Origin of the sequence: Pedobacter zeae, from assembly GCF_014196715.1 — a bacterium.
Lineage (GTDB): Bacteria > Bacteroidota > Bacteroidia > Sphingobacteriales > Sphingobacteriaceae > Pedobacter > Pedobacter zeae.
Window position 1 is genome coordinate 58,244 of record NZ_JACIEF010000003.1, and the last position, 25,700, is coordinate 83,943.

General features: G+C 39.4%; 23 protein-coding genes. 10 read left to right on the forward strand and 13 right to left on the reverse strand.

Annotation, left to right across the window (positions count from 1 at the left end):
- The first annotated feature begins 69 nt into the window (after positions 1-69).
- Positions 70-1,710 carry an ArnT family glycosyltransferase gene (locus GGQ60_RS13240; protein ID WP_183765006.1) on the forward strand — a complete coding sequence of 547 codons (1,641 nt, stop codon included), beginning with the start codon at positions 70-72 and terminating at the stop codon, positions 1,708-1,710.
- A 1-nt stretch (position 1,711) separates the two neighbouring features.
- Entirely contained in the window at positions 1,712-2,092 is a 381-nt protein-coding gene (locus tag GGQ60_RS13245) for a GtrA family protein (RefSeq protein WP_183765008.1), read from the forward strand.
- A gap of 105 nt (positions 2,093-2,197) precedes the next feature.
- Here the strand turns inward: GGQ60_RS13245 and GGQ60_RS22995 are convergent, their stop codons facing one another.
- The gene (locus GGQ60_RS22995; protein WP_260300610.1) at positions 2,198-2,320 is read right to left on the reverse strand and encodes a hypothetical protein; all 123 of its coding nucleotides are present in this window, start codon (positions 2,318-2,320) and stop codon (positions 2,198-2,200) included.
- A 138-nt stretch (positions 2,321-2,458) separates the two neighbouring features.
- Between GGQ60_RS22995 and GGQ60_RS13250 the strand changes: the two genes are divergently transcribed.
- Both GGQ60_RS13250 and GGQ60_RS13255 read left to right on the forward strand, forming a co-directional pair.
- Complete coding sequence (locus GGQ60_RS13250) at positions 2,459-2,953, forward strand: hypothetical protein (RefSeq protein WP_183765011.1); 495 nt, start codon at positions 2,459-2,461, stop codon at positions 2,951-2,953.
- 35 nt (positions 2,954-2,988) lie between these two features.
- Entirely contained in the window at positions 2,989-3,954 is a 966-nt protein-coding gene (locus GGQ60_RS13255) for a polysaccharide deacetylase family protein (protein WP_183765014.1), read from the forward strand.
- Positions 3,955-4,076: 122 nt separating this feature from the next.
- On the opposite strand, the gene GGQ60_RS13260 is transcribed toward GGQ60_RS13255, so the two are convergent.
- Positions 4,077-4,418 carry a DUF6370 family protein gene (locus GGQ60_RS13260; protein WP_183765016.1) on the reverse strand — a complete coding sequence of 114 codons (342 nt, stop codon included), beginning with the start codon at positions 4,416-4,418 and terminating at the stop codon, positions 4,077-4,079.
- A 295-nt stretch (positions 4,419-4,713) separates the two neighbouring features.
- Positions 4,714-6,030: an adenosylhomocysteinase gene (ahcY, locus tag GGQ60_RS13265; RefSeq protein WP_183765019.1), complete on the reverse strand. Its 1,317-nt coding sequence runs from the start codon at positions 6,028-6,030 to the stop codon at positions 4,714-4,716.
- 363 nt (positions 6,031-6,393) lie between these two features.
- Between ahcY and GGQ60_RS13270 the strand changes: the two genes are divergently transcribed.
- Both GGQ60_RS13270 and GGQ60_RS13275 read left to right on the forward strand, forming a co-directional pair.
- On the forward strand, positions 6,394-7,062 hold the full coding sequence (locus GGQ60_RS13270) for a hypothetical protein (RefSeq protein ID WP_183765021.1): 669 nt from the start codon (positions 6,394-6,396) through the stop codon (positions 7,060-7,062).
- A gap of 328 nt (positions 7,063-7,390) precedes the next feature.
- Positions 7,391-7,819, forward strand: coding sequence for a CBS domain-containing protein (locus tag GGQ60_RS13275; RefSeq protein ID WP_183765024.1), 429 nt, complete (start codon positions 7,391-7,393; stop codon positions 7,817-7,819).
- A 177-nt stretch (positions 7,820-7,996) separates the two neighbouring features.
- Here GGQ60_RS13275 and GGQ60_RS13280 read toward each other — a convergent pair whose 3' ends face one another.
- The 3 genes from GGQ60_RS13280 to GGQ60_RS13290 all read right to left on the reverse strand — a co-directional run bounded on the left by GGQ60_RS13280 (position 7,997) and on the right by GGQ60_RS13290 (position 11,714).
- Positions 7,997-9,613: a M28 family peptidase gene (locus GGQ60_RS13280; RefSeq protein WP_229685112.1), complete on the reverse strand. Its 1,617-nt coding sequence runs from the start codon at positions 9,611-9,613 to the stop codon at positions 7,997-7,999.
- Positions 9,614-9,687: 74 nt separating this feature from the next.
- Positions 9,688-10,743: a TerC family protein gene (locus GGQ60_RS13285; RefSeq protein WP_183765027.1), complete on the reverse strand. Its 1,056-nt coding sequence runs from the start codon at positions 10,741-10,743 to the stop codon at positions 9,688-9,690.
- Complete coding sequence (locus GGQ60_RS13290; RefSeq protein ID WP_183765030.1) at positions 10,743-11,714, reverse strand: polyprenyl synthetase family protein; 972 nt, start codon at positions 11,712-11,714, stop codon at positions 10,743-10,745. Before GGQ60_RS13290 ends, GGQ60_RS13285 begins: the two co-directional genes overlap by 1 nt.
- Positions 11,715-12,004: 290 nt before the next feature.
- On the opposite strand from GGQ60_RS13290, the gene GGQ60_RS13295 reads away from it, so the two are divergent.
- From GGQ60_RS13295 to GGQ60_RS13305, 3 genes are all read left to right on the forward strand, one after another.
- Positions 12,005-13,006, forward strand: a complete 1,002-nt coding sequence (locus GGQ60_RS13295; protein WP_183765032.1) for an alpha/beta hydrolase — start codon at positions 12,005-12,007, stop codon at positions 13,004-13,006.
- A gap of 6 nt (positions 13,007-13,012) precedes the next feature.
- Positions 13,013-13,597 carry a hypothetical protein gene (locus GGQ60_RS13300; RefSeq protein WP_183765035.1) on the forward strand — a complete coding sequence of 195 codons (585 nt, stop codon included), beginning with the start codon at positions 13,013-13,015 and terminating at the stop codon, positions 13,595-13,597.
- 283 nt (positions 13,598-13,880) lie between these two features.
- Complete coding sequence (locus GGQ60_RS13305) at positions 13,881-14,219, forward strand: hypothetical protein (protein ID WP_183765038.1); 339 nt, start codon at positions 13,881-13,883, stop codon at positions 14,217-14,219.
- 235 nt (positions 14,220-14,454) lie between these two features.
- On the opposite strand, the gene GGQ60_RS13310 is transcribed toward GGQ60_RS13305, so the two are convergent.
- The 5 genes from GGQ60_RS13310 to uvrA all read right to left on the reverse strand — a co-directional run bounded on the left by GGQ60_RS13310 (position 14,455) and on the right by uvrA (position 22,325).
- The gene (locus GGQ60_RS13310; protein WP_183765042.1) at positions 14,455-15,420 is read right to left on the reverse strand and encodes a YpdA family putative bacillithiol disulfide reductase; all 966 of its coding nucleotides are present in this window, start codon (positions 15,418-15,420) and stop codon (positions 14,455-14,457) included.
- 85 nt (positions 15,421-15,505) lie between these two features.
- Positions 15,506-16,918: an MBL fold metallo-hydrolase gene (locus tag GGQ60_RS13315; protein WP_183765045.1), complete on the reverse strand. Its 1,413-nt coding sequence runs from the start codon at positions 16,916-16,918 to the stop codon at positions 15,506-15,508.
- Between the two features lie 361 nt (positions 16,919-17,279).
- On the reverse strand, positions 17,280-18,299 hold the full coding sequence (locus GGQ60_RS13320; RefSeq protein WP_183765049.1) for an asparaginase: 1,020 nt from the start codon (positions 18,297-18,299) through the stop codon (positions 17,280-17,282).
- Between the two features lie 269 nt (positions 18,300-18,568).
- Positions 18,569-19,336, reverse strand: coding sequence for a TatD family hydrolase (locus GGQ60_RS13325; RefSeq protein ID WP_183765052.1), 768 nt, complete (start codon positions 19,334-19,336; stop codon positions 18,569-18,571).
- A gap of 73 nt (positions 19,337-19,409) precedes the next feature.
- The gene (uvrA, locus tag GGQ60_RS13330; protein ID WP_183765055.1) at positions 19,410-22,325 is read right to left on the reverse strand and encodes an excinuclease ABC subunit UvrA; all 2,916 of its coding nucleotides are present in this window, start codon (positions 22,323-22,325) and stop codon (positions 19,410-19,412) included.
- 319 nt (positions 22,326-22,644) lie between these two features.
- On the opposite strand from uvrA, the gene GGQ60_RS13335 reads away from it, so the two are divergent.
- Positions 22,645-23,481, forward strand: coding sequence for a hypothetical protein (locus GGQ60_RS13335; RefSeq protein ID WP_183765058.1), 837 nt, complete (start codon positions 22,645-22,647; stop codon positions 23,479-23,481).
- Between the two features lie 31 nt (positions 23,482-23,512).
- On the opposite strand, the gene GGQ60_RS13340 is transcribed toward GGQ60_RS13335, so the two are convergent.
- Both GGQ60_RS13340 and GGQ60_RS13345 read right to left on the reverse strand, forming a co-directional pair.
- Positions 23,513-24,556 carry a ferredoxin--NADP reductase gene (locus GGQ60_RS13340; protein WP_183765061.1) on the reverse strand — a complete coding sequence of 348 codons (1,044 nt, stop codon included), beginning with the start codon at positions 24,554-24,556 and terminating at the stop codon, positions 23,513-23,515.
- Between the two features lie 260 nt (positions 24,557-24,816).
- Positions 24,817-25,599, reverse strand: coding sequence for a lytic transglycosylase domain-containing protein (locus GGQ60_RS13345; protein ID WP_183765064.1), 783 nt, complete (start codon positions 25,597-25,599; stop codon positions 24,817-24,819).
- Positions 25,600-25,700 lie beyond the last annotated feature (101 nt).

The window sequence follows — 25,700 nt, forward strand, 5'->3', positions numbered from 1 at the left end:
GCTTTGCCCCTGTTAATCTTAAACCTTAAAAAAATTTGACTTTTTTTTGCTCATATTTGCTTCTTGTAAATGAACCTGAAAGACATCACCTTATATAAAACTTTAATCGCCCTGATGGTTTTCGTCAGTGTATTGGCACTTTTTGGTGGGGTGATGGAGCCTGATTCTGCACTTTATGCGTCCATAGCCAAAAACATGGTGCTCCGGAGCGATTGGATTAATATTTATGTTAGAGGTGCTGATTGGCTGGACAAACCGCATTTAACTTTCTGGCTGGCAGCCGCCTCATTTAAAATTTTCGGAATTACTGCTTTTGCCTATAAACTCCCCTCCTTTTTATTTGGGCTATTGGGTGCATGGTACCTTTATAAACTGGCCAAAGACATTTACAATGAAAAAACAGGATTGATCAGTGCCCTGATTTTTTTAAGTTCTTTGCATATCCTTATCTCTACCTTCGATGTACGTGCAGAAGTTTACATCACTACCTTCACCTTAGCGGCTATTTATCATTATTATAAAGCGCATGACCATTCTGTTAAGCATATCGTTGCAGGTTCGTTTTTCGCCGCCTGCGCCATTATGATTAAAGGTATATTTGTGCTGATCCCTGTTTTTGGTGGGTTTATTATATACTGGTTGTTAACCAAACAGTTTAAACAGCTCTTAAAACCAAAATGGTGGCTCGCCATTGTATTGATTTTCATTTTCATTATTCCGGAGCTTTACACCTTATACGTTCAGTTCGATTTACACCCGGAGAAACTGGTGTTCGGAAAAACCGGGGTTTCCGGCTTAAAGTTCTTCTTTTGGGACAGCCAATTTGGCCGTTTCTTTAACAACGGGCCAATAAAAGGCAAAGGCGATGTTTCATTCTTTTTGCACACTACCCTTTGGGCATTTTTACCGTGGTCGATACTTTTTTATTCAGCAGTGGTTAATCTTTTCAACAAGAAAAACAGGGCAAATTTACCTGCCGAAAGTATCATGATCTGGACGAGTGCCGCCATTACATTTTTATTGTTTTCGCTTTCGAAATTCCAGTTGCCACATTATATCCTGATTATTCTTCCACAGTTTGCCATCATTACGGCTCTATATATACAGAAATTGGAAAACAAAAGTTTGAAGGTATTTCTTACCATACAAAATGTACTGGCAGTTTTAATCGTTGTGATATTATCCGCAGTAGCGATCTTCTTCAGATTTACCAATAATTATGTAGCGATTACAGTTTTAGTTATTTTATTAATGGCATCTTTTTTAATCTTCAAAGGATTAAAAACGGAGGTGTTATTGGCACGAAGTGTTTTGATCTCTGTTGGCCTGATGATTTTTTTATCGGTTTTTTTCTATCCGTCAGTATTGAAATACGAATCAGGCAGGGAAGCTGGAAATTGGCTAAAAGAAAATTATCCGGAGGCCAGGGCTTCGGTTTTAATGTACCCGGATGCATATTCATTCGATTTTTATGCCCAGGGAGAGCCGGAATACTTTTGGAGCTACGAATCGCTTGACCAATTTAAAGAAGATAAAAACCTAGTGATTTATACACCTGAATCTGAACTGGCCAAGCTGAAAAAAGATTACAGTGCCAAAGTGTTAAAATCGTTCGAATACTATCACATTACAAAGCTCAGCCCCAAATTTATCAATGCAAAAACGCGTCCTCAGCTATTAGAACATTTTTACCTGGTTAAACTGCATTAACATGGATCTATTCTTCCGCATTATAAAATTTGGGCTGACCGGCCTGCTCGGAATGGCAATTGACTTCGGTGCAACATGGCTCTTTAAAGAAAAAATAAAGGTAAATAAGTATGTGGCAAATGCCATTGGTTTTACACTGGCAGTAACCAATAATTACCTCATTAACCGTGTATGGACTTTCGAAAGCACCAACACCCATTGGGCGACCGAATTCACTAAATTTTTGGTTGTGAGTTTAATCGGCTTAGGTTTAAACACCATTATCATCTACCTTTTCCACCAAAGGAAAAATGGAACAAACTTTTACGTAGCGAAATTTTTTGCCATTGTAATCGTATTTGTCTGGAATTTTTTGGCAAATATGTTGTTTACTTTTAGATAGCTTTTCGCCATTAAGGGATTAAGGACATTAAGAAAAAGCCAGATAATTGCGCTATGCAACTGCACGGTTAATGAATCAATGGCTAATGACTAATGAACAAATAACTTATGTTACATTTTTACCGATAAAGTAAAATACCACAAGCCAGATCAACCCTTTTATCAGGAAGAACAGGAAGCCTATCAGCCCTACCCGTTTAAACCATAGTTTTAATTTTTCTTTGTTCATGGCGATCTTTGTAAAGATAATAGATTTGGGTTAAATTAGAAAGATTTTAAATAAGGAAGCTTAGATTTCTGAATAGTCTGCTAAAGATTTAATTTTTTGAAAGTTTTCTGTAAATTCAATAATTCTAATTTAAAGCTTATGAAAAAACTATTATTCCTACTATTGCCCGTTTGCTTCATTTCATTATCGGCAATCGCATCTCGTCCACAGTCTTTCTCAAAAACGTTTTCTTCAAAATCATCTGTTATTGATTCTACAAAGAAAATGAGTGCGAAAGAATGGAAAGAAATAGAGAAGCAATTAAAGAACACCATGCCCAAACAGATGGCCGCTACTATGCTCAAACAGTTGAAAGAAGCTGAAAAACTTGGCAAATCTACCTCGGTCGATAACCAGAAAGCCTTAGGTAATATAATGAAGGATTTAACCGACAATTCAGATCGAATGAACTATGAGATCGAAAAAAAAGAAATTATTGACGATTTCAAACAGGAAGAATTTGACAGCCGTACAGAAAAAAGGGAGGCCCGTAAGGAAATGCGACAAGAACTCAGGGATCTAAAAAAAGAATACAAAAAAGATCAGAAGGAGAAAAAGAAAGACAAAAAAGCAGAAAACCTTCAGTTCATTTAACCTTACTCCAAAAGATACGATTGCAGTCACTGTAAATGAAACCTATATTATTTACCTTATTACTCCTTTTATCCCAACTTAGTTTTGCGCAAAATTTTAATGGTATTAAACGTTATCAAGTAAATTTTGCCGTGGCAACAGGAGCCAATGAGAAGTTAATCGCCCTCCGAAGTTTTTCTGCGAATAACCAAAAATATTTATTACTGGTAAATCCTGAAACTTTAGACACCAAGGTAAGCCAGGCTAATAATTATACCACAAGTAACCTACAATATTCCAATGTACTGGCTATTTTTAAAAATACTGCCTATGTTAAGGCGTTAGAAGCCGCAGCCGCTAAAGATGTTCAGTTACAAAATGCTGGTATAGACCACGCTTTTCCAAATGAAAAAGGCATTACTTTAACCATCGATCTTTGTCCTTCGCATAAAGCACTGGACAGGATTATTTTCCAATCCGTTTTCGACGAATTTAAAAAGATAGAACAACCCTCTCCTTTAGCCGTTTCTGTTTCGGGCAAATGGATGTTAAAACACCATGATGATTTGAATTGGTTGAAAAGTTTGGTAGAGAAAAAAGAATTAGACATTACCTGGGTGAATCATACCTACAACCATGAAGTAAATAAACTGCCCCTGGCTGAAAATTTTCTACTTGCACCGGGTACCAATTTAGATGTAGAAGTATTAGAAAACGAAAAACTGATGCTAAAAAACGGTTTAACCCCTTCGGTGTTTTTCCGTTTCCCGGGATTGGTATCGGATAAAGCAATAGTCGAAAAAATTGAAGCTTATGGTTTAATTTCCATTGGAAGTGATGCCTGGTTAGCCAAAGGACAGCAACCTAACGCCGGAAGTATAGTGCTGATACATGGCAACGGAAATGAAGAAATAGGCGTAAAAGATTTTATCCGGTTGCTAAAAACGAAACAAGCTGACGTAAAGAATAAACAATGGTTGCTTTTCGATTTAAGACAGGGTTTGGAGAAAGAATTTGAATAAATTATCGCGTTTTTAACCGCAAAGAACATGGAGAATAACGCAGCAAGCGCAAAGCCGGATGCAGATTTGCCAAATGTCCCTGACTTATCTTTGCGAAAAGCTTTGCATTCTTTGCGGTATAGCTATTTCTTAACCGGCAATAACTTTATTTCTTTGGCCTTAAAGCGGTTGTTTACAATTTCGCCGGTAACTTCTGCTTTGCTAATGGCATTGCAAAAACCATGTTCGCCGTGTGCATCGCCAAAGTCATCAATACCTTTACCATCTACAAAATAAGATTTTCCGTCTATTTTCACGGCCAGTTCGCAATCTTTACCTTTCATTTTAAACTGACATTCGCCACAGGCAATATCGACCACCTGTTTGCTTACCACTTTTGCGGTTGCAGCTTTTTGAGGACTGGTTTGGGCATTCGCAGCAACTGAAAACACACCCAATAAAAGGGCAAATATTAACTTTTTCATTGTTTTTTGTTTTTTCAAATGTAAGTTTTCAGGAGCAAAAGAACCACAGCCCGCTGTAAAATAAACCTGATAGAAATGGAAATCCTTTTTGTAACCCGTGCATAGCGAGAGGGAAACAAAAAGATTGGAATGAATAGCAGGACTGAAACCTCCGAAAAGAACCGAACGTAGGTTTTCAAAAAAATAATTGAACGCCCTGCTGGAAGAGTGGAATAAAAAAGGGACATGCAAATCTGCACATCCCTCTAATATTATTTGTCTTAAGTTAACTGCTAACTAAAAACCGTAAGCTGAACTAGTACCTATATGTATCTGCTTTGAAAGGACCTTCAACCGGTACGCCGATATAATCAGCCTGGTGTTGATCCAAAACGTCTAACTCTACACCGATTTTTTCCAGGTGTAAACGCGCAACTTTTTCATCTAAATGTTTAGGCAAAGTATATACTTTGTTTTCATACTTATCCGTATTGGTCCAAAGTTCGATCTGCGCCAAAGTTTGGTTGGTAAAAGAGTTACTCATTACAAAGCTTGGGTGACCTGTTGCACAGCCTAAGTTCACCAAACGACCTTCAGCAAGAACGATTACGTCTTTACCATCGATGGTATATTTATCAACCTGAGGTTTAATTTCAACTTTGGTATCTCCATAAGCACCGTTTAACCAGGCCATATCGATTTCGTTATCAAAGTGGCCAATGTTACAAACGATGGCTTTATCTTTCAATGCCCTGAAATGCTGTTCGCGAACGATATCACAGTTACCGGTGGTGGTTACCACAATATCGGCTTCTTTAATGGCATTAGCCAGTTTTTTAACTTCATAACCTTCCATAGCTGCCTGTAAAGCACAGATTGGGTCAATTTCAGTTACAATAACCCGTACACCTTGTGAGCTTAACGATTCTGCAGAACCTTTACCCACATCACCATAACCACAAACAACAGCCACTTTACCAGCCATCATTACATCGGTAGCACGACGGATCGCATCAACCAATGACTCACGGCAACCGTATTTGTTATCGAATTTAGATTTAGTTACTGAATCGTTCACGTTAATTGCAGGTAAGTGCAAGGTCCCGTTTTTCATTCTTTCGTATAAACGGTGAACACCGGTAGTGGTTTCTTCTGATAAACCTTTAATTCCTGCAATCAGTTCAGGATATTTATCGAAAACCATATTGGTTAAATCGCCACCATCATCCAAAATCATGTTTAATGGCTGTTGCTCCGGACCAAAGTGTAAAGTTTGTTCAATACACCAGTCGAACTCCTGCTCGTTTAAGCCTTTCCACGCATAAACCTGGATACCGGCAGCAGCAATTGCGGCAGCAGCATGGTCTTGTGTAGAGAAAATATTGCAAGATGACCAGGTAACTTCAGCACCCAGGGCCACCAATGTTTCGATTAATACAGCCGTTTGGATGGTCATGTGCAGGCAGCCTGCAATACGCGCACCTTTTAACGGTTGTGTCGGACCGAATTCTTTACGTAAACTCATTAAACCTGGCATCTCTGCTTCGGCTAATTCGATTTCTTTACGGCCCCATTCTGCCAGTGAAATGTCCTTAACTTTGTAAGGAATGTAAGTTGTCTCTACTGATGACATAGTATTTGTTTTTAAATGTTTTTGAATCAAATAATTAGAAAGATGTCTGTTTTTACACTCCTATTATTTTATTATTTGCATACTTTTCTAAAACCGTTGTTTTCGAGCCTCAAAATTACGCAATAGTTTAGCCAATATCAAAGTCTTAAAAGCTAATCGTTTTAAGGCTATGGATTATAACTTTAGAATGGCAATTGGAATTACCATTGATGATCCCACTTTCCTCACACAAGCCAATTAATAAGATCACTTTGATTAAAGAATAACTTTCCATCGACAACATTTTTATTTTTCAAAAATACCAAGAGTTATTTGCAAGCATTCCCAAATTGTGTATTTTAGGAATCACCTAAATTCTTAATTATGATTAAAAAACACAAGTTATCGTTTTTAGCTACGATTCTATGTCTCTCAACCATCATCTATTCCTGTAAAAAAAATGAAACAACACAGGAAAGTTTGGACAATTCAAAAAACAAACTAGAAATTATCAAACCAGATAATTTGGCTTTAGCAAATAACGATCCAGGAACCGAAATTGGTTGTTATATAAAACTAACTGATGATCTTAGTGCTGGATCTACAACCGCTGGTAAAGACTACAATAAATGTGTAAAAAACCTTCAACCACCAAAAGACTTCAAGGACCCTGTTGTATCAAGCCCCGCCACAGATGTTGTAGATGATTATATGTTAATAAGGGAAGTAAGCGAATTGGCAACTTTAGCAGGAATAAATCCAAATGATCCGCTAGCTTCAAAGGTAAATCAAATGAGTAGCTTCTACGCCCCGTCAATCAACTTATATAATATTTATTATGATACCTCGCTTACATCGGAAGATAATTTAACGCGTTTACTTTGGCATGCAAGAGAAAACGGACTGGATTCAACTTACTATACATTAGGCGGTGGCACGCTATATCCAACTTCAAATTCGTACTTTTTGAAAGCATTATTATATGCACGACAACAGACCGGCCCTACATTCACTATATCATCCTGGATAGAGGGAGGATTATCAGGCTTATAAATTATAGCCATTCAAAAGGATGGCTTTTTATTTTCCTAATTTACGGATGGTTTTAGCTGCCCTCGCGCGATCAAAATTTAACTAGCCCGCAATCATTAAATTTTAAGCTGCTGTCAGAGATTCTATATACTTGTCTATGGGGGGGCGGCAATAGTATCCACCTATCTTCGCCCGATAGCTTTTTGCTGAGATATGGTTACCCAAAGTCAAGTTTGATATGGCCCGATACACATTAAAATCCTGACTTCTTTTAAAGCCCAAAAAACCAAAATAAAACTTTGATATCCAGCTAATTATTTCTTAAATTGTTATAACCAAATCAATAATTATGAAAAGCGTAAAACATTTACTGGACACCAAACAGGCCATTATAATTTCGGTACCTGAAAATATTTCTGTTTTGGATGCCTTAAAAGTAATGACAGAGAAAAACATCAGCGCGGTATTGGTGATGGAAAACGAACAACTTCGGGGTATTTTCACCGAACGCGATTACGCCCGCAAAATCATCCTTCAGGGAAAATCATCAAAAGACACCCTGATCCAAGAAGCCATGACGGCGAACCCCATTACCATCAAGTTTAGCGACAGTATTGATCATTGTATGGAACTGATGACGGATAAACACATCCGCCATTTACCGGTTGTAGAAAACGGTGAAGTAAAAGGGATGGTCTCCATCGGTGATGTGGTAAAATTTATTATTGCCGATCAAAAACAGACCATTTCGCAATTGGAAAGCTATATTAGCGGGTAATGGATGCTCCAATTTACACCTGTATTGAATTAGCGATTTAAAAACTAATCAAATAGATTTCTCCACTACGGTCGAAATGACAAATTATCATACTCGAATTAGCTGGATAGAAATCAGTGTAATCATTCTGTTAGTGGAATCTACCATGAAGCGAAAAGCAAGAAATTAAACCGCAGGTTACTTCCAGCGCCACTCTCCCGCTATCGTTAACGGCTCTTTTAAATTCTGCGACTCCAAAAAGGCCCTTAATTCTTCCTCACCCTGAACACCTACAGGGATTTTTGGTGTATTGGCCAGTGCATAAGTTAACATGGTGCTGTAACGCACCGTATTTTTAAGTCCCTGTTCATCAACCAATTTAAAGCTATCGCCATCGGAATGGTAAAATGGACCCGAGTTATTGGGCAATTTGCCACCGAAACCACCACCCGTAGGAATGCCTTCTAACATAAACGGCTGATGATCGCTATGCAAACCCGCACCGGCATTAAACAGGTTTTTGAACCCGGTATCAATTTTTACAATATCCGCTCCCCAGGCCGTAAACAGATCTTTCATTTCAGTCCGTGAAGTAGAAAACCCCTTGGGATCGTTCGTCATATCGTAGTTTAGCATAAACTTTACCTGAGCCAAAGTCCCGTCCTTTTTTGTTCGCTCTACATAAGCTTTAGAGCCCAGTAAACCCTGCTCCTCGCCCATAAACAATACAAACTCTACTGTACGTTTGGTTTTTAAATTTAGTTTTTTAAATGTCCGTGCCATATCCATAACGGCAAAAGAGCCAATTCCATTATCGATGGCGCCGGTTGCCAAATCCCAGCTATCCAAATGCCCGCCAACTACAATTTTATCTTTGGGTAGCTCGGTTCCTTTAAAAGTAGCCACCACATTACGGGCTTTGATCAAACCTGAAAAATTCGTCATGGCGATATGTGCAATCTGTGACTGTGATTTAATTTTTTCTTTTAAGGCCATTCCATCTTCCAAACCGATGCAAACGGCAGGTATCGGGATCAGTTTACCTGTTACCGAAGCAGTTCCGGTAAGTAACACGCCGTTCTTTACCGTGTTAATAATAATCACACCGGTTGCGCCATATTTGGTGGCAATAGCAGTTTTCTCCGAGCGGTGTAACGATTTGGTACCCGCAGGAGAGCCGGGCAACACCCCCAGGTAAATCAAGGCAATTTTACCTTTAAATTTTTCCGGACTCCCCTGGTAATCTGCTTCCAGCCCGTTACCGGCATCTACAATTTCACTGGTGATATCTGCCTTTACCGGCGAATGTGCAAGCGTAACAGCTTTCATTTTAGTTAAACTGTTTTTATCCTTACCAATTTCTACACTGATGGTTTTTCTGGCCCAGCTTTCTACTTCAAAAGGTTGAAATCTCACCGCGCAGCCATAAGATTTTAATAAATCGAAAGCATACTGTTCAGCTTTTGCGCCATTCGCAGAGCCTGTTAAACGGTGACCGATGGTTTCAGTTTCATACTTAAGGGTTTGATACGCTTTTGAATTTTGTTGTACATCAGCATTGATCTTGGCAAAAACATCATCAAATTTATCCTGTGCGCTGGCCAACAAAGTGGTACAAAGAAGGGCTGTAGAGAAAAGGTATTTCATTACGTTCAGTTTAGCTGCTGAAAGTACAAATTTTTGATAGAGATTGCCAGCTGTAACGTTTATTTTGCTTTCTGGCTGAACATTACTTATCCCACTAACCCTGAATAGGCTATTATGCCAGGGCACCAACATCTGTTTCATCGCTGCAGATGCGTCGTACCTTAGCATGACCAAAAACTTACGGATTCTAAGGCGGCGTAGATGATTAAAATAATTTTAAAGGCAAATATTTAATGACAGCCTTAAGGTTCCAGGCGCACTTTTTTCTTCGGGAAAACCAAAGAAGCCACAATACTGATCACCAAAATACTCAAAATCACGATCAGCGAATGCTCGGTAGTGAAACCCCATTTTTCCAGGTAGGTATGTCCTAACATTTTTATACCGATAAAAGCCAGTAAAAAAGCTAAACCTGTTTTTAGATAATGGAATTTATGAATAATATTTACCAGCAAAAAGAACATAGACCGTAAGCCCATGATGGCAAAAATATTAGAGAAAAATACAATGTAAGGATCTTTGGTTACTGCAAAAATAGCGGGAATAGAATCTACAGCAAATAACAGATCGGTAAATTCTACAATCAACAATACCAAAAATAGTGGGGTAACCATTCTTTTATGGTTTATTTTAACGAAAAAGTTTTTACCCTCATATTTCGGATGGATTGCGAATACTTTAGAAGCCCATTTCACTACAGGATGATTTTCCGGATCAATTTTGTCGTCCTCTGCTTTGCTCAGAAGCATCTTTATGCCCGTAAAAACCAGGAAAACGCCAAAAACATAAAGTATCCATGCAAATTTGGTAATTAAAGCCGCACCCACAAAAATGAAGATGAAACGCATCAAGATGGCGCCCAATATGCCCCAGAACAATACCCTGTGGTAATACTTCTCTTCCACAGCAAAGGCAGAGAAAATCAGAACGATTACAAAAATATTATCAACAGAAAGAGCATATTCAATTACGTAGCCCGTTAAAAATTCCAATCCAAGGTTTTGCCTGTAAACCGCTAAACTCCCTTCAAAATCATTCGGGATAAGCTTAATATGGTGCTGGTGTTTGGTTACGATTTCCTGTAGATGGGCAAAATCCCTGATTCCGTGGAGCTGATGCCCCTCTGTTAACAGGATAAAATAAAAACCGATGGCCAGCGCCACCATAACCAAACTCATTACCCCTGCCTGTTTTAAGCTCACCACATGTTCTTTCCTGCTAAACAAGCCTAAATCCAAAGCAAGGATCAATGCAATGAAAAGTAAAAAGCCTAAGCTAAAAAGTAATTCGTTACCCATTATTTTTTACGTTCTGTAGTATAGAGTACAAGCTGCTCCAAACCCGTTCGTGCCTCGCCCGCATCAAAGCTGTGCAGAATAGCAAATGCTTCATTTTGGTACTCCAACATTTTCTGGTTTGCATAATAAACACCTTCGTGGGCATTTACAAAATCAATGATCTGCTGAATTTTAACCGGATCATCCTGGTGGTTTTTCACCAGGTTGATCATCTTTTTACGTTCGGCTTTTTCTGCCTTGTTTAAAGCATAAATCAAAGGTAGCGTTACTTTCTTCTCTTTAATATCTATACCTAAGGGTTTACCTACATCATCTGTTCCAAAATCGAAGGTATCATCTTTAATCTGAAAGGCAATCCCTACTTTTTCGCCAAACAGTCGCATTTTTTCTATTGTAGCATCATCAGCACCTGCCGAAGCCGCCCCTGCAGCACAACATGAAGCAATTAACGAAGCCGTTTTCTGCCGGATCACCTCAAAATACAGGTCTTCCGAAATATCCATTCTCCGTACCTTTTCTACCTGCAGCAATTCGCCCTCGCTCATCTGTTTCACCGCTTCCGATACTATCTGTAACAAACGGTGTTCATTATTGTTTACCGAAAGCAATAATCCTTTAGCCAACAGGTAATCGCCCACCAGAACAGCAATCTTATTTTTCCATAAAGCATTGATAGAGAAAAAGCCACGGCGTTCGTAAGCATTATCTACCACATCATCGTGCACCAAGGTAGCCGTATGTAAAAGCTCAACCAAAGCCGCACCACGGTGGGTCGATGCTGTAATTCCGCCACACAGTTTGGCCGCAAAAAATACGAACATGGGCCGCATTTGTTTGCCCTTTTGCTTTACAATATAATGGGTAATCCTATCCAGCAACGGTGCGTCGCTATGCATCGATTCCTTAAAGGTTTTTTCAAACGCTTTAATATCAGCAGCTATAGGTGTTTTTATCTGTTCGATTCCCGGCATTAAGTCGAAAAATTTTGATTGCAAACTTAAACTAATTTCCCATAAAAAGGTAATCTGCCATCTTATTATTAAGGATTTGAAAAGCAGGGCTAGCATTCTTTACCATCTTTGCTCCTGCTATTGCCTATAGTCCTCGCCCTCATGCTTCGGGCTGTGGGCTATTTGGCGCTATCAGGTTTAACATTAAGGGGCAGTGCAGGTAAAAAAGACCCTCAAAGCGATAATTAATTCTTTTAAAAATTAGCTTTATTTAAATTCAAATTTTACATTTAAACCAATTATTTAATGGCATGAAAAAACGCTACAAAGCAATTATAGGCCTCTCGGCATTTATTATTGCAGGCTATTTATTGGGGCCAAAACCCAAAAAACCGGTATTTAGTGAGGCGCTGACCAAAGTACCCGACCTGGAAGATCTGGATAGTTATGTAGCCAGCATCGAATCCATGCACAGGATAAAACCCGGCAACGAAGCTGAAATTGTGTGGGCCGATACGCTCCACCAACAAACCGAATATGCCGTTGTTTACCTGCATGGTTTTTCGGCCTCAAAAACAGAAGGTAACCCGGTACATTTAAACCTGGCCAAAGCACTGCATGCCAATTTATACCTTGCCCGCCTGTCTGATCACGGCATCGATACCCTGGCACCCATGCAATATTTTACGGCCGACCGTCTTTGGGAAACCAGTAAACAGGCCTATGCCATTGGCAAAAAACTGGGCAAAAAAGTAATTTTAGTGGGCACCTCTACTGGTGGTACTGTGGCTTTAAAACTGGCAGCAACCTATCCCGAAATCAGCAGTTTAATTTTATTATCACCCAATGTGGCCATTAACGATAAAAATGCCTGGCTTTTGAACAACCCCTGGGGGTTACAGATTGCCAGGAGGGTTGTTGGAGGCGATGAACGCAAAGTAGACGACCGTACAGAAGAATATAAAAAATACTGGTACACCAATTACCGCCTCGAATCGCTGGTAGAACTCGAAGAATTTATAGAGAGCACCATGGTAAAAAAGACTTTCAAAAAAGTAAAACAGCCTGTTTTAATGCTTTATTACTACAAAAACGAACTCGAACAGGATCCCGTTGTTCGCGTAGATGCCATGCTGAAAATGTTCGATGAACTGGGCACACCAGACAATTTAAAAAGAAAAGTAGCCATACCCAACGCAGGTAACCATGTAATGGGCTCCTATATTACTTCGAAAGATTTGCCAGGTGTAGAAAAGGCAATAAATCAATACATAAAACACACCTTAAAAATATCTTTGGAAACTTCTAAATAAATCAAAATGAAAAAATGGCTCTCCCTTCTTAGCATCATATTCTGTTTTATCAAAAGCCAGGCGCAGACAGTAAGTTATAATGATTTTAAAAAGCTAATCCCCTACCTACAGACCGAAGACTGGAAAAATGCCTACAGAATTTCATCTGATCTTTTGTCTTCATCAGAAAAAGATACTTCTGATTACAGGGCAATAGTTTTATATGCTAATATTTTGTCGGCGTCAGGTATGGTAACTCAACGTTTAATGACTTTTGAACAATTGGAAAAAGCTATGAGCAAACACAAAGGGCATAGAATATTATTTTCTTCACATCCAATCACACAAAAAGAAGGGTCATTAAATTCAGTTAAATTCTCTGACGCCAAATCAGCGAAAGATGCTTTTATTACTGCAACCAATAAAGAGGGTGCCCATATTTTATGTTTCGAAAATATCATTTTCAAAGCCCCAGTTAATCCGGCTTCTTTTAATAATTCTTTTGTACGGTGCGGTGGTAAAATTGATAAAATAGAGTTTAATCCAAATAAATCACTAGTATGGATTACCAGATTAACCATTAAAGATGGCTTTGCCAGGGCATCGCAATAATCGGAAGTTGAAAAAAGAAATACTTTTCCCTAGCCTTTACTATATTTTTGTAATCTGTTGTATATTAATCTGCATAAGATATTTCCGCTCGGGTGCCTGTACGCCAAACCTCGATTTTATATCTATAATACTATTGGTCCCAATTAGTTTTATATTACTTTTATTCAATCTCTATAAAAGCATAAGAACAAAAAACTGGTGCTTATTCGTCCCTCATTTATTAGGATTCTCAATACTTTTATTAGTTTTAAATATTATCTGATCTTTCTCTCTCTCAAAACCAATGAAAAACCTCAAACCTTTATTAATTGAAATAGCGTGGCTTATAGGCTGCGTCGCATTTACCATCATTATTGGCATTCTCTTTTTTGGAAAGGCTATTTTTGAAAGAGATATCGATATTAATCTACATGACACCTATTTTGTTATTGCGAATCAGCATTTTTTTATTTGCTTTTTTATCGTTTTTTCATTTACATTCTATATTATCAAAGAAAACAGGCATGCTTTTAATCGGAAATTGCCACTAAGTGTCTTTTTAATTTTAGGATTTGGCTTTAATGTATTATTGTTCAGAACGGGTCCGATTGCAACATTTTTTAATCCGTGGAAAAGTGGGTAGACAGTTTATCCACCTCTATCAGTTAAAGCCAAACCAACAGAAGTTAACGCAATAACAGGATTTGCGCCAACCGTTTTTACCCCATTAAATGCGCTATTGGTCGTCCAAATTTTGGTAATTGCATTAATGTTGCATGCGGTCTACAAATATGGAAAATCAAAGAAAATGATTTCAGGAATTTAGTACTACTCACCAAGCCCTATCACTAATCCTGCCAGCTACATTCCGTAAGACACTAACCTACAATATCTTTCACAATCATTTCGGCGTGTACCCTGGAGTTTTCGATAAAAAGTTTGTGCGTATCTAATCCACCACAAACCACCCCTGCCAGGTACAAACCTTTTACATTGGTTTCCATGGTTTCCTCATTATATACCGGACAAAGGCTTTCGGGCAGGTCGATACCGAATTTCCTGAGCATGCTAAAATCTGGCTGATAACCCGTCATGGCAATTACAAAATCGTTTGGAATCGTTTTTATTCCATCGGGTGTCTTAATCTCAACTTCACCATCCCGTATTTCAACCAATTCAGAATTGAAAAATGCCTTAATCTCCCCCTCTTTAATCCTGTTTTGAATATCCGGACGTACCCAATATTTCACATGAGGGCCAAGATCGCCACTCCGCACCACCATGGTTACCTTTGCACCTTTACGATAGGTTTCAAGGGCCGCATCGACACCGGAATTATTGGCACCAACCACAACAACGTTCTGGAAGGCATATAAATGCGGGTCTTTATAATAGTGCGTTACTTTTGGTAAATCCTCTCCGGGCACGCCCATTAATAAGGGAACATCATAAAAACCCGTCGCAACGATCACATGATCAGCGGTATAATTCGTTTTAGAGGTATTAATTCCGAAAAGATCCTGATCATTTTTAACCACTTGCTGTACCCTTTCGAAAAGGTGGATATTTAAATCAAATTTTTCTGCAACACGGCGATAGTACTCAACTGCTTCATTTCTGTTGGGCTTTGGACTAATGGTTACAAAAGGTACCCCACCAATTTCCAACTTTTGAGAAGTAGAAAAGAAAGTCATAAATACAGGATAATTGAACAAGCTGTTCACCAAAGCTCCTTTTTCTATAATAACATAGCTTAAGTTTGCTTTTTGGGCTTCAATTGCACAGGCCATCCCAATCGGCCCGGCACCTATAATTAATACGTCGTAATGATTTTGATTTGCCAAAATGGTTATATCTTAGGTTGTCATTCTGAGCCCGACGAAGCATCTTAATTGCATTTCGACAAGCTCAATGTGACAATTGCTTTTATTATACTTTCATTGCTTTACTCGGGCAAGCAAAATCGGTTCTCTTTAAACCGGTATTTTTAATTGCACCATAACCTCCGGCTATATCTATTACATTTTCTACACCACGCGCTTTTAAGATGGAAGCCGCTATCATTGAGCGGTAACCGCCGGCACAATGAATGTAATACGTCGCTTTTGGATTAATCTCACCCATCCACTCGTTAATAAAATCTAACGGGCGGCTCAGGGTAAATTCCAGGTGTTCTGCTTCATATTCACCTGGTTTACGTACATCAAGCGCAGTAATTTCACCACCTGATGCAGCCTGCTCAAAAGCTTCAGCCGATATAGATTCAATGGTATCGATTTCTTTACCCGCTGTGGCCCATCTTTCGAAGCCACCATCTAAATAACCTATGGTATTATCGTATCCTACTCGGGTTAACCGGGTAATGGTTTCTTCTTCTTTACCCTGATCGGTAATCAGTAAGATCGGTTGTTGTAAATCGGTAATCAAAGCACCAACCCAGGGTGCAAACTGTCCGTTTAAACCAATATTGATCGAATTTGGGATAAAACCTTTTGCAAAAACCTGCGGATCGCGGGTATCGAGCATAATGGCACCGATTTGGTTGGCCAGATCTTCAAATTGTTGAGGGCTTAACGCATTTAAACCCTTTTCATATACCTCATCTATGCTTTCTACCCCACCTTTATTAATGGCAGCATTTTTAGCAAAATATTGTGGCGGAGGTAAAATACCATCGGTAACTTCTGCAATAAACTGTTCCTTTGTTTCTGCTCTTAAAGCATAATTAACCTGTTTCTGATGCCCCAAGGTATCAAAAGTTTCTTTACTCATACTTTTACCACAGGCCGAACCTGCACCATGAGCCGGGTAAACAATTACATCATCAGCTAAAGGTTTAATTTTTTCATTTAACGAATCGTAAAGCATTCCGGCCAGGTCGTCCATCGTTAAATGGCCTTTTTGCGCTAAATCAGGTCGGCCAACATCACCGATAAATAAGGTATCGCCACTAAAAATGCAATGGTCTTTTCCATTTTCATCCCTTAAGAGGTAGGTGGTCGATTCTAAAGTATGCCCGGGGGTATGCAATGCGGTAATGGTGAGTTTACCGATTTTAAACTGCTCGCCATCTTTGGCAATATGCGATTTAAATTTGGTTTTAGCAGTTGGTCCGTAGATAATTTCGGCGCCGGATTTCTCTGCCAGGTCTACATGTCCGGAAACAAAATCTGCATGAAAATGCGTTTCAAAAATATATTTAATGGTAGCGCCCGCCTTTTCTGCTTTCTTTAAATAGGTGGCAACTTCCCTTAAAGGATCAATAATTGCTGCTTCTCCATCACTTTCAATGTAATAAGCAGCTTCTGCCAGGCAGCCTGTATATATCTGTTCTATTTTCATTCTTTAGATTTGAGTATTGAGATATGATAAGTGAGTATTAAGACATAAGCACAACTGTACCCTACGCCTTAAACCCTTTACCTTATACCTCCTTACTAGCAAAAATAGGGCTAAATACTTATAACCGAAATGATGCTGCTCATAATTGCAGAAGTTTTACGTATTCAGGTACCGCAACAGTACCATAAACAGAGGAACCCTTGCTTATTAAACCTGATAGTAGGAAAAGCCCACGGCAAAATGTAGACTGCCACAAAAAATATTGACCGTATCAGTCGCCCGAGTGTGCCTCTAAGTAAGCGGTAAAAGTATTTTAAATTTAAAGCCTCGCAGTCTTTAAAAACCTGCGAGATTTGACGTATTAATCTTTAGTCAATTCGCCGCGTAGCGATTCTTCCATCAGTTTACAGCTTTCTTCAACTGATAAACCCAAGCCCATTACAAACATTAGCTTGGTTACGGTAGCTTCGAAAGTTAAATCATAACCACTTAAAACGCCCATTTTTAACAGTTCTCTACTGGTTTCGTAGCGGCCAAGCTGTACCGAGCCTTTTTTACATTGCGAAATGTCGATAATGATTTTTCCATTTAAAATGGCCTGATGCAAGCTATCTAAAAACCATTGTGCGGTGGTGGTGTTGCCTGAGCCAAAAGTTTCCAAAATGATGGCATCTACTTTAGAATCGGTAATGGCCTGAACGGCCTGCGGGGTAATTCCCGGATACAATTTAAGTACACCTATATTCGAATTAAAATTGGTATGCAATTTTAATTCACCTCCTTTAGCTTTCAGGATATAATTTCTGTGGAACTGCAGGTGCACCCCAGCCTCTGCAAGTACCGGGTAATTTGGCGAACGGAAAGCTTCAAACTTTTCGCTATTGTATTTTATAGATCGGTTACCCCTAAATAATTGTGCATCAAAATAAATACAAACCTCTGGAAATAATGCTTTGCCATCTTCTTTGGTTGCGGCAATTTCTAATGCAGTAATCAAATTTTCTTTAGCATCGGTCCTGATTTCTCCGATAGGCAGCTGCGATCCGGTTAAAACAACAGGTTTATCCAGGTTTTCGAGCATAAAACTCAGTGCCGAAGCAGTGAAGGCCATGGTATCAGATCCATGCAAAATCACAAAACCATCGTATTGATCGTATTTATGGTAAATAAGCTCGGCCAATGTTTTCCATATTTCAGGATCCATGTTTGATGAATCCAACACCGGATTAAAAGAGTGTACATCTAACTGGTAATCTAATCGGCCCAGTTCCGGGACGTTTTCCTGTATCTGCTCGAAATTAAACGGAACTAACATCCCGTTTGTTGGATCGTTAACCATACCGATGGTGCCACCGGTATAGATGATAAGTATTTTGGTCATTTGGTTTAGTGAAGGTTGCTCAACGCAAAGAAACTAAAAATTTACAAATGATCAGGCGATATTTTTAAATCAGCAACAAAAAAGCTAAAAAACGTGAATGTTTTGACAATATAATAAAATTTTAGCGGATATTTTACAATAAAAGAAATCAACACTGATACAATCCTATTGGAGATACTTCAGCAGAGTTCTGCATTACGCAAAGTTTATCGGAATGACGATCGAGCTAAACCGACTAATGCCTCAGACCAGGGACTCCGGACTCCATCCTAAACTCCAAATATCTTTTTCGAATTCTCCGTAGTTATTGCAGCTATTTCTTCGATAGAAAGACCGTAAATCCCGGCCAGTTTCTGTGCGATATAAATCAGGTAACTGCTCTCATTGGGTTTACCACGGAAAGGAACAGGTGCCAGGTAAGGAGAATCTGTTTCTAAAACCAGCTTAGTTAAAGGAACATCTGCCAATACCAGATCCAGGCCTGCTTTTTTATAGGTTACCACACCGCCAATGCCCAGGTAAAAATTCAGATCAATAGCCTGTTTTGCTTGGGCTAAATTTCCGGTGAAACAATGAAATATGCCCCGTAGTTTTTCATCTCTTTCACTTTCCAACATCTCAAAAACTTCATCAAAAGCTTCCCTGCAATGGATTACAATCGGCAAACCCAACGCTTTTGCCCAGCCAATCTGTTTACGAAAGGCGTCTTGCTGGATTTCCAGAGTGGTTTTATCCCAGTACAAATCGATCCCGATTTCACCAATGGCATAAATTTTCCGCCCGGCAATGCTTTTATATATTTCATCCAACAGCACCAGGTAATCTTCCTTTACATCGCAGGGGTGCAGGCCCGCCATTGCAAAACAGTTTTCAGGATATTTTGCCACGAGGTCATCAATCATTGCGACTGATTTTACGTCAACATTGGGCAAAAACAAGCGGTTTACATTGTTTTCAAAACAACGCTCCATTAACTGAGCCTGTTTCTCAGCATCCTGCTCGTAATATAAATGGGTATGGGTATCGGTGAAAAGCATTTTTTTATGGTATCAAGTATTTAGCATTAGTATCAAGACAGATTTACCACTCTTGATACTTTCATAAGCAGTCCTATTTTGTTTCAGCTTTGCTTTTCTTCGTTTTTTTGACTTTAGACTCCTGATTTCCGTCTTCGGTCTTCGGACTATATTCCATTTCCTTTTTCAAAAATTTTCCGGTTAAACTGATCGGGTTCTGGATTAGCCCTTCTGGCGTACCTTCGAATAAAATCCGTCCGCCGCCAGCGCCACCTTCTTCCCCTAAATCGATTACCCAATCGGCAACCTTAACCACATCTAAATTATGTTCGATTACCAAAATGGTATTCCCCTTATCAACCAGCTCTTGTAATACACCCAAAAGCACGTTAATATCTTCGAAATGAAGCCCGGTAGTAGGTTCATCCAAAATATAAAAGGTTTTTCCGGTATCTTTTTTGGAAAGTTCGGTAGCCAGTTTTACACGTTGTGCCTCGCCACCCGATAAAGTAACTGACGATTGCCCCAAAGTGATATAACCTAAACCAACATCTTTTAAGGTTTTGATCTTTCTATAAATGATCGGGATATTTTCGAAGAAAGTGCAGGCATCTTCAATACTCATATCCAATACGTCGCTGATTGATTTTCCACGGAAACGCACTTCTAAAGTCTCCCTGTTGTACCTTCTTCCGCCACACTCTTCACAAGGCACCTGAACATCAGGCAAGAAGTTCATTTCAATTACCTTTAAGCCTGCTCCCTGACAGGTTTCGCAGCGGCCACCCTTTACGTTGAAAGAGAAACGGCCGGGTTTGTAACCACGGATTTTTGCTTCGGGCAACTGAACAAATAAATTCCTGATATCGGAGAAAACCCCGGTATAGGTAGACGGATTGGAACGTGGCGTTCTGCCAATCGGCGCCTGATCTATCTCGATTACCTTATCGATCTCTTTTAAGCCATTGATTTTTTCGTAAGGCAAAGGCGTTTTTTTGGCCCTGAAGAAATGGTGATTTAAGATCGGGTATAAAGTTTCGGTAATTAAGCTCGATTTACCACTCCCCGAAACGCCGGTTACGGCAATAAATTTACCCAAAGGAAAATCTACTGAGACCTCTTTTAAATTATGTCCGGTAGCTTTAATCAGCGATAGTTTATGCCCATTGCCTTTTCTTCTGGTTTTTGGTATTCTTATGCCTTTTTTACCGTTCAGGTAATCAGCGGTTAGGGTATTCGATTTCAGGATCTGTGCAGCTGTTCCTTCGGCAACAACCGTACCGCCATGAATACCGGCACCTGGCCCTACATCAATTACCCAATCGGCCTCTAAAATCATATCCTTATCATGTTCTACCACTAGAACGGTATTTCCAAGATCCCGCAGGTTTTTAAGGGCATTGATCAATCGTTCATTATCGCGCTGGTGCAGGCCGATGCTTGGCTCATCGAGAATGTACATCACATTCATCAGCTGCGAACCGATCTGCGTAGCCAAACGGATGCGCTGTGCCTCGCCGCCCGAAAGGGTGCGTGCAGTCCGGTCTAAAGTTAAATAGGTTAAACCCACATCGGTCAGAAAGCCGATCCGCGCTTTAATCTCTTTTAAAATTTCTTTGGCAATAATATTCTGACGGTCGGATAAACGTTCATCAACTTTTTCAAACCATTGATGGAGATTATTAATATCCATCGATGAAAGTTCGAAAATGTTTTTGCCGTCGACTTTAAAATGCAAACTTTCTTTTTTCAAACGGGCGCCATGGCATTCCGGACAGGTCTTCAGCTTTCTGAACTCGTCCATATCGTCAGATGCCGATTCGCTTCGCTTCTCGTTCTGCTCTTCGAGCATTTTAATTATCCCATCGAAAGTGATGTTATAATTCTGGACGTTCCATTTATTGTATTCAACTTCAACCTTAATCAGATCTGGCGAACCATTTAAAATGATGTCGATCACTTCATCGCTTAATTTTTCAATTGGTGTAGAAAGCGAGAAACTGTATTTCTTGGCCAGTGCTTTTAGTACCTGGAACATCCAGATATCGCGGTACTCCCCCAATGGCGCCAAACCACCATTTAAAATACTCAGTTTCGGGTTTGGGATCACCGATTCTTTATCAACCACGAAAATATAGCCTAAACCGTCGCAACGTTCGCAGGCACCATAAGGCGAGTTGAACGAAAAACTGTTGGGCTGAGGCTCATCATAAGAAATACCCGTGGTTGGGCACATCAAAAATTTACTAAAATGTGCCACATTATTATCCTTATCGCTGATTTTGATAACCCCCTTACCCATTTTCATCGCAGTTTGCAAGGAGTCGAGCAGGCGTTTCTTATCTTTTACGTCGATAATCAGGCGATCGATTACCACTTCAATATCGTGGATTTTATACCGGTCTACCTGCATTTTAGCCGTAATATCCTTAATCTCTCCGTCTACACGAACTTTTACATAACCCTGTTTACGGATCTGCTCAAAAAGTTCCCGGTAATGTCCCTTCCTGCCTTTAACAACCGGTGCAAGGATATTTACGGCAAGCCCATCAAATTTGTTAAAAATATTCTGCAGGATCTGATCTTCGCTCATGCGTTCCATTTTCTCTCCGGTGTTGTAAGAATAAGCATCAGCAACACGCGCATAAAGCAAACGCATAAAATCGTAAATTTCGGTAATGGTTCCCACGGTAGAACGCGGGTTTTTACTAGTCGTTTTCTGTTCGATGGCAATAACCGGACTTAAACCCGAAACTTTATCTACATCGGGGCGTTCCATTCCGCCCATAAACTGACGGCTATAGGCGCTGAAGGTTTCCATATAACGGCGCTGTCCCTCCGCATAAATGGTATCAAAAGCCAGGGAAGATTTACCGCTTCCGCTCAGCCCCGTGATGACCACCATTTCGTTACGCGGAAAACGAACGTCTATATTCTTTAAATTATGCACCCTCGCACCGTATACTTCAACATCCTTTTGCTCGCCGAGGTCGATAGATTTATTGCTCATATTTATTAAAAATTGTGGATGAAACCAAGCCTTAAAAAAGACCGGATTTCAATCCGCAAAAATGCTAAAAATTTTATCAAAAAGAAAGTCTAATGCAATCTGTATTAAGGATTAAATGTCATAATATAAAAGCCATCTTCCGAAATAAAGTTTTGGCTTTTTCCAATAGCCTAAACGTTGTGAAACAGGTAATGGTTTTGTATTTTTAGAGAAAATAGCGAACGCATCATCAAATGATAAGCAAACTTAAATAGCATGGATTAAAAGCCGGCTTTGACATTTGCCACTGCTTTCACCAAAACCCATCAGAACCAGAACAATGCTCCGGAATAGATATTACATCTTAAATTACATTTTTATTGTTTGTGTGTTTACCCTTTTGGTTAACGATCACTACCTTAAATTCATGCATACCAGTTGGTTAACCGGAAAATTATCTGATGTGGCCGGGATAATCATATTACCCCTAATTTTAGTTTACATTTTTCCCAAATTCGGTAAATCAGCTGTGGCACTCAGCGCTGTTTTATTTTTATTCTGGAAATCAGAATTTTCGCAGGGAATAATTGATTTTTACAATCAGTACAGCTTTATCGGAACTTCAAGAATAATTGATTATTCGGATTTTCTGGTGTTTGTTTTTCTGCCCATTCCATATTACATCATCAAACACATAAACGAGCTGAACGCCATTAAAATAAGGCAGATCAATCCTTTGGCGGTACTTATTCCGTCATTCGCGGTATTAATTGCCACTTCACCTCCAGCCAGTTTTTATTATAACAGAAGCAATGCTGATCTTACCTGTTATAATTGTACCATTAGCATAAATTATTCCCAGGATGAAATTCTTAAAAAATTAAAAGAACAAAACATCATTTTTGATAGCATTAAACCTTTGGAAAAATCGCACCTCGTCAAAAGTCAGGAAGTTAATTTCTACAAATTAAACCGGTTGATCATCAAAAAAGATACACTCAGGGGCCTTGAATTTACCATGCGTACCTTTAAAAACGGAAATACCAAAATTTATTTCAGGGGGATGCACATCGCACAGGATCTAAGCAATGATAAACTGGAAAAAACTTTAAGAAAATATTATAAAAAGCTTGTATTTAATGAAATAAAGAGCCGGATAAAAAACACTACAAATTGAAATTCCATCCCACGGCCGATAGTCAACATCATCACCACACTATTGTTGTCCCATTCTCGGTGGGATGACCGGTACAAACCAGCACCCTGCCCCTTTCTAATTCATCATCAGTAAGCACTTCATTATAATCCATCCTCACGCCACCTTTCGTGCAATTGGCTACACAGGTACTGCACACTCCTCCACGACAACTATAAGGTAGTTTGATTTTATTTTCGAGCGCAACATCCAGAATTCTCTTTGGCCAGGGAATATCGAGGTTATACGTTTCGCCTTTAAAATGCAGTACAACCGAATAGGTATTTTTATCGACTACTTTTTCAGAGCTATCATCTTCATCAACCTCATCTTCGGGCAGTACGAAAGTTTCTCTTTTGATCTGTTTAATATCAAACCCCATGCCCAATAAGGTAATGCGGCATAAATCCATATAAATTATTGGCCCACAGCTATAAAATAGCGCATCATTTCGATTGAAATGCAAATGTTCCTTAATTAATTTTTCAATATAGAACTTGTTCAGCCTGGCCGTCATCAGGTTTTTGCTATTGCTAAAAACCCAGACAATTTTTAGCCTTTCGGGATATTTTAGCTGCCATTCGATCAACTCATCATAAAACAGGGTTTCTTCTTTCGATCTGTTACTGTATATCAATGTAATCAACGATTTTTTCTCACGCACCAAAGCCGTTTTCATAATGGAGAACAAAGGCGTAATACCTACCCCGGCCGCAAAAAGAAAAAGATCGCGTTCTAAATTTTCTTCCGGGAGATAGCTGAACAGCCCTTGTGGCTCCTGGGCAAAAAGAATATCGTTCACCGAAGTCTTATGATGCAAAAACCTCGAAATTTCACCATTCTCTACGCGCTTTACGGTAATAGCCAAAGGTTCGTCCACATCAGGCGAACTGTTAAACGAATACGATCTTCTGATCTCTTGGTGCCCACCCTGAAAAACCAACGACAGAAACTGCCCCGCCAAATACCTTGGATATGGCCCATCTACTTCCTCAAATTGAAAGGTAATGTTATCGCCAGGCTGGTTGATGATTTTATTGATCCGCAGTTTGAACATAGTACAAAGAAAGGAAATTGGTTTGTTAGTTCAGTTGTTCACTGGTCATTTGTTCATTGCCAACTGGAAATTGTTCATTGGTCATTTGTTTATTGGTTAGCATGGTGTAGAATTTCACGCACATTAAACTAAAAATTGCCAACTGGAACCGTTAGCTAGCGTGGTGCAAAAAATGAATCTGGGAAATCACTTTTCCAAAAAAAAGCGTCCCGTTTTAAACCGGGACGCTTTACCAAATGCTTGTCTTTATCTTAATTATATTATCCGCCGTTATAGGCCAATAATACCCTCGGTTTTTTGTAACCGTAACGTTTCGGATGCTCCATAATCTGTTTCATGGAAATTACCTTGTAAACATAGCCACCGGTTTCGCGGTTCAGCTTCATTTTGTAGTAATTGTCCTGATTTTGATTATTGATCTGCTTGCGCAGGCGTCCGTCGCCAACATTGTAGGCCGCAGCCACTAATGTCCAGCTTTCTAAACCTTTATACATTTCCTTAATGTATTTGCAGGCTGCAATGGTCGATTTGCGTAGATTATAACGCTCATCAACATTTCCATTCACTTTTAATCCATAGGTACGGGCTGTTCCCGGCATAAATTGCCAGATCCCGGCTGCACCTTTTGGCGAAGTCCCTTCAGTCATTCCAGATTCGACCAAGGCCAAATACTTAAAATCGTTCGGGATACCGTAAGCGGCAAGTATCGGTTCGATAATCGGGAACCATTTAGCTGCTTTTTGGTGCAAAAGATTGGTTTGTGTGTTCTTGTAAGTGTGTGCGGCCAAGATTTTCTTCATCTTCCTTTCCACCCTTTTATCGCCCAAAGGCAGGGTTTCGTCCGCGAAATTTAACTGGGCCATTAAAGTAAGAGGTTTCGCAACGTCTTCAACTTTTGAGCTATCAGTTTTTGTTATTGTGGAGCTTAATTTTTCTTCCTTAAAAAGACTTTTTTTCGTTAAGGGCATTTGGTAAGTGAACACTTTTGCCAAGATAAATAGTGTTGCCACTACTGAAAATGGTACGATGTGTTTCTTTAACATTCTCCTCCTTTTTTTGGTGAAACTTAAATAAAAACGTCGGCAAAGCTAAAAAATAATAAGCACACTATCAAATAGTTACAAAAATAAGCGTAAAAAACAGC